This is a genomic window from Rhodococcus sp. IEGM 1307 (assembly GCF_030056915.1).
Taxonomy (GTDB): Bacteria; Actinomycetota; Actinomycetes; order Mycobacteriales; family Mycobacteriaceae; genus Rhodococcus_F; species Rhodococcus_F opacus_D.
In genome coordinates this window covers 271,172-286,090 of record NZ_JASHKW010000005.1, presented here as the reverse complement: position 1 = coordinate 286,090, position 14,919 = coordinate 271,172, and the positions used below count along the sequence as shown (strand labels likewise).

The window sequence follows — 14,919 nt, the reverse complement described above, 5'->3', positions numbered from 1 at the left end:
GTCAGCTCCGCTCTGCGAGGGTTCGGGACTTCGAGTAGAAGGCGGCCGCGGCGATGGTCAGACCGCCGAGAAGCCACTGCTGCCAATACAGCGGCAGCCCGATGAACTGGACGACCGTGTTGATCTGGATCACCAGCACTGCGCCGAGGCAGGCTCCGATGAACGAGCCGCGCCCGCCGAAGATGGAGGCGCCGCCGAGGACCGCGGCACCGATGCTGGCGAGGGTGTAGCTGTCACCGATACTGGCGTTGCCGGTACCGGCCTGCGCCATGAGCAGCACGGCTGCCGGGACGATCAGCACCGAGCAGCTCACGTAGGCGGCCAGAGTGATCCACTTGGTGCGGACTCCGATGCGGTCAGCCGTGGCGTGCTGGGATCCGGTGGCTCGCAGTCGGACACCGAACATGGTGCGGTACATGGCGACTTCGAGAAGCACCGCCACGACGATTGCCACAACCAGCATGATCGGTACGAATCCGAGCTTGGTCGATGCGTACGAGGTGAAGACTGGATCGATCTTGCCCGCGGGCAGCGGACGCAGGAGGTAGGCGATGCCCTGGATCGCGGTGTAGGTCACCAGTGTTGCGATCAACGGGTTGATCTTGACGACGACCGCCAGTGTCCAGTTCACCAGGCCGACAACCGCGGCGACGATTGCGAGGACGACCAGGCCGATGATCATGCCGATGGGTGTCTTGTACGCCGACAGCACGAATGAGCCGACAACGACGAGCAGACCGGCCAGTGGGCCCACCGACAGGTCGATGCCCCCGATCATCATCACCACCTGCTGTGCCATCGCGAAGAACGCGAGGGTGGCCAGCAGCGGCAGGATCAGACCAAAGTTGCGTGACGTGAGGTAGAACTCGCTCTGGAGGATCGCGACGATCGCCAGCAGCACGGTGGCGAGCGCGAGAATCGCGGCGGGCGTCAGGTCGCTGCGGGAGATCTTCCGGCCGAGCGTGACCTTCCGCAGCGCCGTACCGACCCGGCTACGACTACCTGTTGCGCTGAGCGCGGCGTGGGCGATGCCGTGCTCGGTCAGTTCGTCGCCGACGAGCTCCTTCGCGGCCTTCCCCCGGGAGAAGACGATGACCCGGTCACAGAGCTGCTCGAGTTCCGCCGCCGACGAGGAGAGCACGATGATCGCCGCCCCGCGCGCCGCCGCCTCTCGGAGGATGGTGTAGATCTCCTCCCGCGCACCGATGTCGACACCCTGGGTGGGCTCATCGGCGAGAATCACCGTGGACTCGGTCATCAGCACCCGGCTGAGCACGACCTTCTGCTGGTTTCCGCCCGAGAGGGTGGTGATGTCGACCTCGGGGGAGGGAGCCTTGACCCGCATCGACGCGAACGTCTCGGAAGTGGCCTTGCGCTCGCGCAGGCGTGAGAGGGCACCAAAGCGGGTGAACCGCCCCAGCGAGGCCAGCGAGGCGTTTTCCCGAAGGCTCAGTCCCGGCAGGATGCCCTCGTTGTGCCGGTCGTGGGGGAGATAGGCGATCCCACCGGCCAGTGCGGTGGTCGGGCTCGACGTCTTGGCCGGGCGGCCGTCGATCTCGACGGTGCCGTGGTTGCTGACCAGACCGCCGAGCGCGCGGAGCACCTCACGTTGGCCTTGTCCCTCGACACCGGCGAACCCGACGATTTCGCCGGCGCGTACCTGCAGGTGAAGGTCGTCGAAACCCTCGCCGGAGAAGTCGGTGATCTGTAGCAAGGTGTCACCGAGCCGGCTCGAGCGGGTGTCGGCCCGCGTGTGACCGCGCGTGAGTTCCCGGCCGACGACGAGGTTGACCACGTCCTGCTCGGTGACGTCGGCGCCGGTGAACGTGCCGACCAGCGCGCCGTCGCGCAGCACCGATACGGTGTGGGCGATCTGCTTGACCTCGTTGAGGCGGTGCGAGATGTAGACGACGGCACCGCCGGCCGCGATCAGCTCCGACACCAGCCGGAACAACTCCGCGACTGCAGGCGGTAGGAGGTGCTCGGTGGGCTCGTCGAGAACGATGACCTTCGGCTCCTCGGCCAGAGCCTTGGCGATTTCGACGACGAACCGCGCGTCCGGCTGCAACTCGCGCACCGGAGTGCGTGGATCGATCGACGCCACGTTGCTCCACCGCGCGAGGATGCCTTCTGCCCAGCTGACCTGGTCCCCGACGGATGGGCGTAGTTCCTCGGGCATGCTCAGGCGCATGTTCTCGGCGACCGTCAGGTCCGGAAGGAGGGCTGGTTCCTGGTAGACGATGGCCAAACCCTGTTCGCGGCACCACGCCGGGGACGGGTCGGCGGCGGCGACGCCACCGATCTCCACCGTCCCCGAATCGGCGGTGATCGAACCGGCCGCAATGCCGACGAGCGTGGACTTGCCGGCGCCGTTCTGGCCGACCAGCGCATGAACCTCGCCGCGCCGGACCGTCAGCGAGACGTTCTTGATTGCGTGCACGCCCGGGTACTTCTTGTCCACCGCTTCGAGCCGGAGAACGACGTCCTGATCGGGCACTTCGTGAACGGGACTTTCCTGAACCTGTACGTCACTCACGTACATCACATCCTCGACAATGTCTTGCTGAGTCATAGTTGACCACTCCTTATCCCTGGCGCCCAGCCGCTACTGGAAGACGGCCGAGAGCTGCTCGGGCGAGAGCGCCGAGGACAGGTCGGCGTCCGGCGGCAGATCCTCGCGGCAGGTCGGGAGCTTGCCGCCCAGGGTGTCGACGAACGTGGGCAGTTCGAAGTTCTCCGGCTCGTTGTCGGGCCGGCCGTTGAGTGCGGCGAGCGCCTTGCGGGCTGCGATGCGTACGACGGTCGTGGTGCCGTCGAGGGTCAACAACTGAAAGCCGGGGTTGGCCTCGTGGTGCTGCAGCCACATGCACCCGAGTTCGTTGTCGGTAGCGGAGGTGGCCAGCGGCGGGATCGGCCGACCGGCGTTGATGAAGGCGCGCAGTCCACCTTTCGATGCGACACCGTAATCCGATGCCAGGGCGTCGATCTCGGGGTACTTGGTCAATGCGCCGGCCATGGCGCGCTGTTCGTATGCCGCGTCCCAGCTCGAGGGCTGCGGCTCGTTGGTCAGCGGGGTGAAGGGATCACCGAGCTCCTTGGAGGTCTCGTTGATTCCGTCCCACAGGGCGACCGTCGAGGGGCTTCCGCCCGGTAGTCCACCGCTGAAGAGCAGTTTGCTGCCCGGCTGGACCTGGCCGCCCAGCCACTTGGCCATCGTGTCGCCCTCGACGTCGAAGTTGTACTGGACGTAGCCGTCGTAGTCGACACCGACCTCACCGCCGGGATCGGCGATGTAGGGGACGACGACCACGCCGGCGTCATGGGCGTTCTTCAGGGCGCTGAGGGCCTGGCTGCCGAAGTCGTCGTACGTGACGATCGCATCGAAACCCTGTGCGGTGTAAGAATTGATCGCGGTGATGTACTTCTGCAGATCGTTGTCGGCCTGGGTGTACTCGAGGGTCACGTTGGGGCAGGCGGAGAGTTCGTCGGTGAGTTCGGCCTGCGTGATCTTGCGCCACGAGTTGGCACCGAATCCGGCGACGTGCGCGATCTTGAGTGGCTGGTCACCACAGAGCTGCTCGACCGGCAGGGCCTGGCCGCCGTCGCTCGTCGAACCTCCTGAGCTGCCACCCGATTCTGCCGGAGCACTGGCCGTGCATGCCGCGACGCTGAGGACTGCGCTGAGGGCAACTCCGGCAAGGGCTGCGCGACGACAAGACAGAGCGTTCATGGATTTTCCTTCTTCTGCCAGACACAGACGAACGTTTGCTCGTTTGTTTGTATTGTGGCGTAGAGCACAGCATCCGTCAACGGGTGATCTACGGCATGCCGCTACCTGGACGATTGGGTATTTCGCGGCCGTCGCACGCCGACAGGGCAGTGCCGCACGTGACGCGCCCTCATTGTCGACGCACCAACCCTGTTGCGTCGGTGGGTAACCGCACGTGTGCTCGCTGCCGTGGGGTTCGGTGTCGCGCGAACACTGGGGGTGGGAACCGAGGTGCGCGATCTGGGGCCGCAGGGCTCGAAGGACGCTCGCGAAGCAACGGCCACTAGCCCTTCCGGTCCGTGACGGACTGGAAGGGCTGGGCCGTGCCGTATTCGATTGTGGAGCGCGGAGGGGTCAGCCGACCGGGACCGGGGCGGCAACGCACACGGTGTTGCGCAGCGTGCCCAGGCCGGTGATCTCCGTGGTGAGTGTCTGGCCGTCAGACAGATGCGTTCCGGTCGGGTGGCCGACCCCGCCGGGAGTTCCGGTCAAGATCACGTCCCCGGCCTGCAGGGTGACGATGTGGGAGATGTACTCGATCAACCGGGCCGGGGTGAACACCAGGTCGCCGGTCAAGTCCGACTGGACGGTGGCACCGTCGACGAGAGTGTTCAGGGTGGCACCGAGCGAAAACTCGTCCGGGGTCACCAGCGTCGGACCGAGCGGGCACGTTCCCTCGAACGTCTTGCCCTGCAGCCACTGTTGAGTCCGATATTGGTAGTCGCGCATGGTGACATCGTTGGCGACCGCGAAGCCGGCGATGTACTCGCCGGCGTCGGCGGCCTGCACCGATCTCGCCTTCTTGCCGATGACGACGGCGAGCTCCCCTTCCCAGTCGACCTGCTGATCGGCGTAGGCCGGGACGTGGATGTCGTCGTAGGCGCCGATGAGCGCTTCGGGGAACTTGGCAAACAAGGTCGGGTAGCGGGGGAGTTCGCGTCCCATCTCCTCGATGTGGTTCGCATAGTTCAGGCCCACGCACACGATCTTCGTCGGGTGCGTGACCACGGGGGCGTACTCCACGGCACCGAGGTCGACAACCTGCCCGGAGGCCTCGGTGGCGATGCGGTGCCAGTGCGGGTCGCGTAGCAGATCCGAGAGGCTGGGATAGGGCTCGATCAGCACCGCGTTTCCGCCGTCGATCCGTGCGGCGGCGGTCGATCCCTCCACACGCAGCGTGGCCAGTTTCATGAGACGGCGACCTCGGCGGGCTTCTTGAGCATCAGACCGGATCGCTGGACGCGGCAGACCAGTTTGTCGTTCTGGTTGAAACCGCGGTGCTCGAAGCGCACGATGCCGGTATCCGGGCGGGACTTCGACTCGCGGCGCGACAGAATCTCGGTTTCCACGCGCAGGGTGTCGCCGATCAGCACCGGCGCGGGGAAGGCGATCTCCTCGAACCCGAGGTTGCCCAGCGTCGTTCCGAGAGTCGTTTCCTGCACCGGAATACCGACGACGACGCCGAGGGTGAAGACGCTATTGACGATGCGCTCGCCGTACATGCTGTCCTTGGCGAACTCGGCATCGAGGTGCAGCGGCTGCACGTTCATCGTGAGCGTCGTGAACAGCAGGTTGTCCGTTTCGGTCACTGTACGGGTCACCGCGTGCTTGATGGTGAGCTCCGGCTCGAGTTCTTCGAAATACAATCCACTCATTTTAGGGTCCTCAAGGGTTCGGTCGGTCGGGTGATGGGGTCAGCGCGACTGGATGGTTTCGGCAAGGGCAACCACGCCGCGAGCGGTCTTGACGTGGGCGATGTCGACGTGTTCGCCCTCGAACAGTGCCGCCGCTTGCCCGTTCGCCTGGGCCTGTTCGAAGGCCTCGATCATGCGGCGAAAGCGGTCGACGATTTTCGGGTCCGGCGCATAGACGTCGTTGACCGTCTCGATGTGCGAGGGATGGATAAGCACCTGCCCGGTAAAGCCCAGTCGCCGGTTGCCTTCGGCGAACCGGCGCAGCCCGTCCAGGTCGGAGATCTCCTGCCACAGTCCCACGATCGGATGGGCCAACCCGGCGGCGCGGCAGGCGAGCACGGCCTTGCTGCGGTAATGCAGGGTTTCCAGGCCCTCGGCGGTCCACTCGAAACCGACCTCACGCGAGACATCGGCATCGCGAGCCGCCGCGACCATCAGCGATGCGACCCGGGGATGGGCCGCCGCGATCGACTCGCAGTTCACCAGCGACTTCGCGGTTTCGAGAGTGGGGATCACCTCGACGCTGCCACGGATCAGGGCGGCCTCGATCTCGAAGTGCTCGAGCAACGCGGCGAAGTCGAGGACCTCACGGGCTCCGTACACCTTCGGCAACAGCAACCCGTCGAGTCCCGCGCGCACCACGGCCGCGAGATCTCGGCCGAAATGGTCTGTGTCGAGTGGGTTCGGGCGCACCAGCACCGTCACATCCGGATGGTCACGGCGCAGGGCGTCGATCGTCTCGGCTGCCATTGCGCGGGCATCCGCCTTGCTCGGCTCGGGAACCGAGTCCTCGAGATCGAGGATCACGGCGTCGGCACCGGCGCGAACAGCTTTCTGTGCCCAGCCCTCACGATGAGCCGGCACGAACTGGAGAGAACGTAGGGGTCGCATTACTTCCTCACTCGATAGGGCACCGCCGGTGCGGCGACGACACAGGCTCCCCGCAAATTCCCGGGGGAGACTGACGGTCGCCGCCTCGGCCACTCGGCCGTATCCGAACCCGCCGCGGACGCGGCGCGATATTTCGTGGTGTGCGGCATTTCGTCACATCCAGACTTCGTGGTGCAAGGCTTTGACCAAATGATTGACCAGCGGGTTGGTGGCCCGTACTGTTAAACGAACAATCGCTCGTACGTTAACACGGCCGGCGGCGCCGGCGCTATGAGGAGTTTCGATGACAATCAACGACGTCAGTACTGCCACACGAGTGATCGGGCAGCCTGATCGCTGGTGGGAGGACCTCGACCTGGGGGACGTACTCCGGGGTCCCGGTATGACCGTCACCGATGCGCACCTGGTGCAGTGGGCCGGCCTGACCTGCGACATCGTCTCGCTGCACCTCGACGAGGAGTACGCCGCCGGCACCCAGTTCGGGCAGCGGATCGCGCACGGGCCGTTCACGCTCTCGCTCGCCCTGGGGCTGGCGACTCAGACCGGCTACTTCAACAACGTCGTCGCCTGGCTCGGCCTCGACGAGGTGCGCGCCTTGCGTCCCGTGCTCATCGGCGACACCCTGCATCCCGAAGCCGAGCTCATTGCCGCCCGCCCGACGAAGAAGCCCGACCAGGGCATCTGGTCCTTCGCCTACAGCGCTCTCAATCAGCGAGGCGAAGCCGTGATGACCTTCCGGAGCAGCTTCATGATCCGCCGGCGCCCCGAGCCGCTTCGCTGACGCGTGCAGTCGTCGGAGCGTGACCGTCGCGCAGTCTTGTGCGATCGAGGGTGCGCTCGTACCCTCGCCTACAGGCGAACGTTTGTTCTTTGAAAGGAATCGAGCATGGCTGAGCACGACAAGCCGGTAGTAACTCGCAAGGGAGAGGAAGCGCAGAACACGGGCCAATCCGGTGGTGCCGTGCGTGTCTCCGGGGTCAGCGTCCAGCACACGCCGGCGACGAAGATCTGGTTCGGGAAGGTCTTCAACGAGCCCGGATATCGGTCACTGCCGCATCATCACGGTGAGGCCGAAACCGGCGGCTACGTTCTCACCGGCAAGGCGCGAATCTACTTCGGCGAGAACTTCAGCGAGTACATCGACATGTCCGAAGGGGACTTCGTCTTCGTCCCACCCTTCATGCCGCACGTCGAAGCCAACATGAGCACCACCGACGAACTCATCTGGCTCACCACCCGCACGCCCGAGAACATCGTCGTCAACCTGCCCGAGGTCGACGACACCACCCTCGCCGGATATGTCCGGGTCGGTACTCACGCCGAGGCGCACTGACTTTCCCGTCATCGCCTCATCCGCAGGCATCATTCGCTGCGGCTCAATCTTTCCACCCACGGAAGTCCTCCGGTCGAATCACGGCTGGGGGCCTTCGGTGTGTCGGGAGGCGGAACGCATATCGGCCGTTCGGTGTGCCGAGACGGGGGCAACCTGGGGAGAAGTGTCAGCGCGCGCCGGTGCCGGTTGTCATCTTCCCGACCGCCGCAGTGCGATTGTTCACCGACATCTTGCGCAGGATATTGCTGACGTGAAACCGGACCGTGTTCCTCGAAATGTACAGGTCACGACCGATTTCGGCGTTCGACGCACCATCGGCGATCATGCCCAATATCACGTGCTCGCGACCGGTCAACGGCTGGTCGTGATCCGAAGGGCATGCGGTATCCGCGCGGGCCGTGAGACCGGCGTGAACACACGGATTAGCGTGGACGTCGGAGAGGAGGACCCTCTCCAGCGCCGATGCGGCGCGAAGACGTGCCGCCCGATCGGTCACGTGCTGAGAGCGAAGCACGTCGAGGATTCGGCCCAGCTCGGCGTACATCGTCATCGATTCCCCAACCTCCGGGTCCCACCGAGCCACGGACGTCCCGACGCGGATTTCGAGACCTGCTGAAACTCGGCCTGAAATGGTTGGCCGGCAGGGGATCTTTGCCATCCGCCAGGTAGGGTCCTAGGCTAAAGCGAACAAACACTCGTAAGTGTAAGCGAGTGTCGGGCACCGTAGCAACTTCACTGAAAGAAGCGGTTCCGAGGACGGGTTCGAGCGCGACGCCGCCGAAGCAGTTGCGCCGATTTCACCACCTCAGTCGAGCTACTCGCCGAGACCCGGAATCCGGCCGGGCCGGAGGAAATCCGGCCCGGCCCGCCCAAGGGTGTCAGCCCACGGCGCTGTCCGACCACTCCGGGTAGTCGATGTAACCCTTGTCGCCGCCCGAGTAGAAGGTGTCGAGATCGGGCATGGTCAGTTCGAGACCATCGCGCAGGCGACGCACCAAGTCCGGATTGGAGATGAAGTACCGACCGAATGCGATCAGGTCGCCGCCGCGTGCCAACCATCGATCGGCATTCGCCTTGTCGACGAAGTCTGCACTTCCGACAATTGCCGGGTTCACGATCAGCGGGCCGGTCCAGATTTCCCGGATCCGGTCGTTGACGTCGTCCGATGCAGTCTCGAGGATGTGAAGGTACGCCAATCCCAGCGGATTCAGGGCGTTGAGAAGGGTTGTGTACAGGCCTTCGGGATCGCTTTCGTTCATGTCGTGGAACTTTCCGCCGGGCGAGAATCTGATCCCCACCCGGTCGGCGCCGATGGCGGTACTGACGGCGGTAGCGACCTCGACCGCGAAGCGTACCCGGTTCTCGTGCGACCCGCCGTACTGGTCGGTGCGCTGATTGCTGTTGTCGGACAGGAACTGCTGGATCAGGTAGCCGTTGGCGCCGTGGATCTCGACGCCGTCGAAGCCGGCAGCGATCGCGCGCTCGGCCGCCGCGACAAACACGTTGATCTGCTCTTGAATCTGCTCGACGGTCATCTCGACGGGAGTGACGAACGCGAGCCGACCACCGGAGTTGAAGATGGTGCCGTGGGCGGCGATGGGCGAGGCTCCGAGCGGCTGCATTCCGTTGATCTCCGGGTGCCCCACGCGGCCGCCGTGCATGAGCTGGGCGAAGATCCGGCCGCCGGCATCGTGAACAGACTGGGTGATCGGGCGCCAGGCCGCCTCCTGCTCATCGTTGTAGAGACCAGGAATGTTCGGCTCGGACTGTCCCTGCTTCGACGGCGAGATTCCCTCGCTCACAATGAGCCCCGCGCTGGCGCGTTGCGCGTAGTAGAGCGCGGCACTCTGGGATGGCAGTCCCGTCTCGGAGGCGCGAACCCGCGTCATGGGTGCCATGACGACTCGATTCGACAGCTCGAGTGGACCCAATTTGTATGTCTCGAACAACATGACCTGAGAACTCCTTAGGGTGGAAATGTTTGTCGGCCCGGTCACCGCCTGGCTTGCATCGGCACCAGTAGTGCCCTTTGCGTAGCTAGGTGTCGACCGCGTTATCGGTGTTTGTCTGGTGCGCGTGAAATTCGGGTGTGTAATCGTCGGTCGAGCCCCGGGAGCTCAGTCTCATCGACGCAGTAAGACGAATCGACAGATATCGTTAATGCTCAGGTGGGGTTGATGTCTCGACTGAACTCTTCTGGTGCCACCGCGTGTGATCGTCTCCGATCGAAGTCCCTCTCCCGTGCAACAAACGTACGGACGTTCGTAAGTATTAGCGGGAGAGTCCGATGTGTCAACCCTCACAGGGGGGCGCGCCGCCGGGTTCGTGTCACGGCCCGTGGCGATGTGGCGCGATCGGCGCCGACGGGTGCGCGTTCGGCGTCCGCAACTCTTGCGCCCACCTGAACTATGATCTACGTTTCATCCATCGAACGAGCGTTTGTAGGCTTTACTACGTTTGTCGCATCTACTTGGTCGTTCCCGACGCGCCGGTCGAATCGTCGGCCGCCCTTCTGGCTGCGCGACGTATCCGTAGCAAACACGGACGGCTCGCAGTAGATCCAGCCCAGCGCTCCCACCGGACCGGATAGGTATCCCTAGGCGAGGAGGATCCGTGATCGTTTCAGAGTCAACAACTGCGGACACGCGAGAAGTGACGAGTCACCATGTTCCAGACCCTATCGACAAGCTGTGCGCCCTCGAGGAGATTCGCAGCTGAAGTCACGAGCCGGATACCGCCGCAACATCCAACATCACGATCCGCTCGAAGATCGACCCTTCGCGCACATCTCAGCGTCCGAGGCCACAGCCCGGTGGGACCGCCTCCCCATCCCATCGGCAGTGCCCCGTCCAGTTCCCAAACAGGAGTCAACATGTCACGGTGAGGGCTCGTGCCGTGATCAGCGATAACGCTTCCCTGCCGAAGCGCGCCTGGGTAGCGGCCAGAGCGCGTCGCTGGCGGTAACTCATCAGATCCTGTGCGGCGCCTCTGCAGTCACCAGGTCCGCGAGGAAAGTGGCAGGGACCGATGCCCAGTCTCTACGCCACCGCCCGGCGACCTGATCGTCCCGCAGCGCCGCGATGAGCGAGACGATGTGTGGTCCACCATCGGGAAGATGACGTACGAGGCCCAGCTCGGCGCATTGTGCTGCGATCGAGGTGAGCAGTTCCTTGGCTTCGTCGACGCGGCCCGAGGCGGACAAACAGGCCACGAGTAACCTTCTGGCCTGCATCAACAGCCTGTGTGCGCCGCGGCCTTCGAGTCGGTTCGTCCACTCCTGTGCCCATGTGCAGGCGAGGTCGGCCTGGTCCGGTGAATGCTCGTCGAGCAGCCGTCTGGTGGCTGTTGCCTCTTCGACCTGCGCCGTCAGTGCCTCGATTCCGTCCACCGGTCGTCGACGAGAGCAATATTCTGCGGGCGGCGAGACCGCGATATCGGAGCTCAGGGGAAGCCCCAGCCTGATCCGTTCATTCTCGACGTTTGCTCGCAATCGCGGAAGAGACAGTGTCACAGCGATCCTCGCCCCCTCATCGAGTCGCTGCGCTGCCGCTATTCGGTCGCCCCGCAGGGCCTTGATACGCGCCCCGAGGACATACCGCGGGATCTTGAACTCCACGAGACCGCCCTCGCCCCCAAGCTCATAGCCTTCGTCGAGCAACTGTTCGGCTTCGTCGATCTCGCCCTGTTCGTACAACAACGCGCCGAGGAGAGAATCGGCCAGGCGCGCGGCCTCCGAGTGCGTACCACCCATCTTCCTTGCCACACGGACGCCAGCCCGGAAGCTGCTTTCCGCCGCGGCGACATCGAGTTGCTCGTAGGCGGCGAGGCCGGCGAAACAGTGCCCGTGCATCACCAGGTACGGACCGTTGGTTCGCGCATGAAATGCGAAGGCCCATTCCTGCAATCGGCGTGCTTCGTCGAAATCGAACTGGTATGTCGCGCGGTAGGTTGCCATGTTCGCGGCGCTCGACACAACCCACGGCCGCAACGTGTCCAGCCGCGGCAGGCATGCCTGGACCAACTCGTCCGCGCCGTCGATTCGGTCCGCCCGGAACCGAATAACGCCCCGCATCACGGCGACCTCTACTCTCAGATCGGCGACCTCATCGGTGGAGGGAACACGATCGAGCGTTGATTCGACGAGGTCGAGTGCTCTCTGTGCAGGTTCGGCCCGGTGCAGCATGATATTGGCCCAGGCTACGGCGAGTTGCAACCACGGACGTGACTCCGTCAGCGCGGGAGGGAGTTTCGCGACCATCCCGAGGAGGGTCGTCATGTGCGAGTACTCGATCAGGTGCATCCCATCGCGCTCGACGAGCTCGACCGCCCGGACCTGATCCCCAGCCATGAGTGCGTGATCGACGGCCTCGCCGAGCAACTCGTGATCGGCGAACCAGGTCGATGCCGTGCGGTGAAGTTCGTCGATCCGCTCGGGTTGATCACGCTCGAGTCGTCGTTGCAGGAACTCGGCGAACACGTGGTTGTACCGGAACCACACTCCGTCCTCGTCCACCCGTCGCAGGAACAGATCCCGCTCCTCGATTATTTCGAGTAGCGCCTGCCCGCGTGACACGTGCGCCAGCGCGCCCGCAAGGCTCCCGCTGATCCGTTCGGTAACCGACGTCGCCAGCAGAAAATCGAGGATCTCCGGTTCCAACGTGTCGAGCACGTTCTCGGCGAGGAACTCGCCGATGGCGTGATGCCGACCCGACATGTGCCCGATCAGTTCGGTGGGGTCGTCGCGTCCGCGCAGTGACAGGTACGCCAATTGCAGCGCCGCCACCCACCCGTCGGTCGAGTCCCGCAGGTCCGCGATATCCTCTTGCTCCAGCTCCAGTCCGCCCAGGTCGACCAGGAAGGATCGTGTCTCATTCTCATCGAAACGTAATGCTGTATAGTCGATTTCGACGAGTTCATCACGCACGCGCATTCTACTCATCGGAAGGCCGGACCGGGTGCGGCTTGCCACGACGACCTGGAGGTGGTGGCAGCCGTTGTCGAGTAGGAATCCCATGGCTCCGCGTGTCCCGGCGTCGGTGACCCGGTGCCAGTCGTCGATCACGATCGCCACCCGCTCACCGCGGGCGTGGATCTCGTTGATCAGTGAAGACAGGACGTACTGCTCGGCCTCGTCGCCGTGCTCGTCGAGCGCCTGCCCGAGGTCGCGCGCCAGGGTCGGGCGGACCCGTCTGATCGCCTCGACCAGATGCGAGAGAAACCACACCACGTTGTTGTCATCGTGATCGACCGTCAGCCATGCGACCGCCACACTCTCCTCTGTCAGCACTTCACCCCATTGGGCGGCGAGGGTGCTCTTGCCGAATCCGGCCGGCGCGTGAATGACCGTCAACCGGCGCCGCTGTCCAGCGCGTAGGGAGTCGATGAGTTGTCTACGCTCGACCAGTTGCCGGGTCGGCGTGGGCGGGCGGAATCGGGTGGAGGGGGCGGGCGGCGTCCCTGTCGTCGCTGCATCGTTCCGGCCGGCCGTCGTCATCGGGCCGGACCTGCCCGACGCAGTCCTGGTCGAGGCGCCGCGGCGATGTTCGTCCTGGGTCTGCGTTCCGAGGTCGGTGGGTAGGGCCATCTCGTCGGCGGGCAGGCCGTTGCGAAGTTGGGCTTCGCGCAGTTCCTCCCCGAACTCGGCGGCAGTCGACGCACGATCGTCTGGCTCCCGGGACATCGCCCTCTCGATCGCGGCACATACGTCGGCGGGTATGTCCTCCCCACGCAATTCCGGCACCGGGTGAGAGGTGATCCGCAGGAATTGGGCCATCACCTGCTCGCCGCTGCGTCGCTCGAACGCGGCATGCCCGGTGATCGCGCAAAACAGCGTCGCTCCGAGGCCGTACACGTCCGACGCCGGGGTGGGGGGCCGGCCCCCGAGCACCTCGGGTGCGGTGAACGCCGGTGAGCCGACCACCGCGCGCGTCGAGGTCTCGAAGCCACCCGCGATGCGTGCGATCCCGAAATCGGTCAACTGCGGTTCCCCGTAGTCCGTCAGCAGGATGTTCGCGGGCTTGACGTCCCGATGTACGGTGCCGATCCGGTGCGCGGTCTCGAGCGCGCCCGAGATCTTCACACCGAGTCGAACCGCCTCCCGCCACTCGATCGGGCCCGTGCGGTGGATCCGTGTCGCCAGCGAACCGTGCGGGTGGTAGTGCATCACAATGTACGGTTGCCCGCTGGTGGTGGCGCCGACCTGCAGAATGTTGGCGATGTTCGGGTGCCCGGACAGCCGGCCCATAGCCCGTTGCTCACGAATGAACCGCTCGAGGTTGTCCGGATCCAGATCGGCGGTGAGAACCTTCACGGCGACGGTGCGGTCGAGGGATGGCTGCAGGCAGCGGTAGACGACGCCGAAGCCACCCCGACCGACCTCCCGGGCATCGTCGAACCCCGCCGCGGCCAACTCCGTGGCGATATCCGGGGTCAGATCACGCTGTGTCGCCGTTGGATCGTATTCGGCCACGGCCGACCTCGATCCCGTGCCTCGGTGTCCGCAATCGCGGTGTCATGCACATCACCCTCTCCAGCGTTAATGCGAGCATAACCCCGATCCGAACTCTCGAATCGTCGGTGAATAGTTAATTCGAGCGGCTCACCGGTTAGCCGGGGGCCCAGGTCGAGGTCGCTGGTCCGTCGAGGCAAGATCGAGTAGCGCTCGCACTGTTTCCCACGGCTGCGGTGCCGCCGCAACCCTCGGTGATGCCGACCAGGGCGGCTGAGCTATTCCCGACCGGACTATAAGAAATCGGGAGTCGTTGTGCCCACATCGATTTAGGTTTCCTTTGGCGGCTCGCGGGACTCGTGCAGACCTCCGCGCTGCTCGTGGGTGGTTGAGCAATACGATTCCGAATCCTGACCTGCTTCATCGTCGTTCTAGAGACGGCCCATCACCGGCGTCCACTCGACGATGCGATGGTCCGGTACCAGGCCGTGGATGACGAAGGGATCGTGCGTGAAGAGCTGTGCGACCGTGTCGCTCGTATCGGACTCGACGAGGATGAAGGCACCGCTGTCATCGGCGTACGGACCGCAGGCGACGACTGTCTGGCGGTCGACCAGTTCGGAGAGCCATGCTCGGTGTGCCGATCGGTACGTGTCACGGCCTGCGGCGGTGTGGGCTGAGTAGGTGTATTCGACGACGAAGAGCGGCATGGTTTTCTGATTCCTCGGGGTTGCCTCAGGGGGTGGATGCAGCAGTCGAGCGGCACACTGCGGTGCGCAGTGTG

At 64.7% G+C, this 14,919-nt stretch carries 11 protein-coding genes; 2 read left to right on the top strand and 9 right to left on the bottom strand.

What is annotated here, in order from left to right; genetic code table 11:
• Nucleotide 1: 1 nt before the first annotated feature.
• The 5 genes from QM841_RS12180 to QM841_RS12160 all read right to left on the bottom strand — a co-directional run bounded on the left by QM841_RS12180 (nt 2) and on the right by QM841_RS12160 (nt 6,354).
• Nucleotides 2-2,542, bottom strand: coding sequence for an ATP-binding cassette domain-containing protein (locus QM841_RS12180; protein WP_502942583.1), 2,541 nt, complete (start codon nt 2,540-2,542; stop codon nt 2-4).
• Between the two features lie 63 nt (nt 2,543-2,605).
• A complete protein-coding gene (locus tag QM841_RS12175) occupies nt 2,606-3,730 on the bottom strand; it encodes a substrate-binding domain-containing protein (protein WP_005565836.1) in 1,125 nt (374 codons plus the stop codon).
• A 393-nt stretch (nt 3,731-4,123) separates the two neighbouring features.
• Nucleotides 4,124-4,960: a fumarylacetoacetate hydrolase family protein gene (locus QM841_RS12170; protein WP_005565832.1), complete on the bottom strand. Its 837-nt coding sequence runs from the start codon at nt 4,958-4,960 to the stop codon at nt 4,124-4,126.
• Nucleotides 4,957-5,424 (bottom strand): MaoC family dehydratase, encoded by a 468-nt coding sequence (locus tag QM841_RS12165; RefSeq protein WP_005565830.1) that lies wholly within the window; start codon nt 5,422-5,424, stop codon nt 4,957-4,959. The genes QM841_RS12170 and QM841_RS12165 overlap by 4 nt, the downstream gene beginning before the upstream one ends.
• A gap of 39 nt (nt 5,425-5,463) precedes the next feature.
• Nucleotides 5,464-6,354: an HpcH/HpaI aldolase/citrate lyase family protein gene (locus QM841_RS12160; protein ID WP_043789338.1), complete on the bottom strand. Its 891-nt coding sequence runs from the start codon at nt 6,352-6,354 to the stop codon at nt 5,464-5,466.
• A 283-nt stretch (nt 6,355-6,637) separates the two neighbouring features.
• Between QM841_RS12160 and QM841_RS12155 the strand changes: the two genes are divergently transcribed.
• Nucleotides 6,638-7,135 (top strand): MaoC/PaaZ C-terminal domain-containing protein, encoded by a 498-nt coding sequence (locus QM841_RS12155; RefSeq protein WP_052023967.1) that lies wholly within the window; start codon nt 6,638-6,640, stop codon nt 7,133-7,135.
• 105 nt (nt 7,136-7,240) lie between these two features.
• Nucleotides 7,241-7,687: a cupin domain-containing protein gene (locus tag QM841_RS12150; RefSeq protein WP_005565825.1), complete on the top strand. Its 447-nt coding sequence runs from the start codon at nt 7,241-7,243 to the stop codon at nt 7,685-7,687.
• Nucleotides 7,688-7,853: 166 nt separating this feature from the next.
• On the opposite strand, the gene QM841_RS12145 is transcribed toward QM841_RS12150, so the two are convergent.
• From QM841_RS12145 to QM841_RS12130, 4 genes are all read right to left on the bottom strand, one after another.
• Nucleotides 7,854-8,237 carry a helix-turn-helix transcriptional regulator gene (locus tag QM841_RS12145; protein ID WP_283332181.1) on the bottom strand — a complete coding sequence of 128 codons (384 nt, stop codon included), beginning with the start codon at nt 8,235-8,237 and terminating at the stop codon, nt 7,854-7,856.
• Nucleotides 8,238-8,565: 328 nt separating this feature from the next.
• Entirely contained in the window at nt 8,566-9,639 is a 1,074-nt protein-coding gene (locus QM841_RS12140; protein WP_005565823.1) for an alkene reductase, read from the bottom strand.
• 1,016 nt (nt 9,640-10,655) lie between these two features.
• On the bottom strand, nt 10,656-14,156 hold the full coding sequence (locus QM841_RS12135; protein WP_005565818.1) for a serine/threonine-protein kinase: 3,501 nt from the start codon (nt 14,154-14,156) through the stop codon (nt 10,656-10,658).
• A gap of 410 nt (nt 14,157-14,566) precedes the next feature.
• Entirely contained in the window at nt 14,567-14,845 is a 279-nt protein-coding gene (locus QM841_RS12130; protein ID WP_005565811.1) for a YciI family protein, read from the bottom strand.
• Nucleotides 14,846-14,919 lie beyond the last annotated feature (74 nt).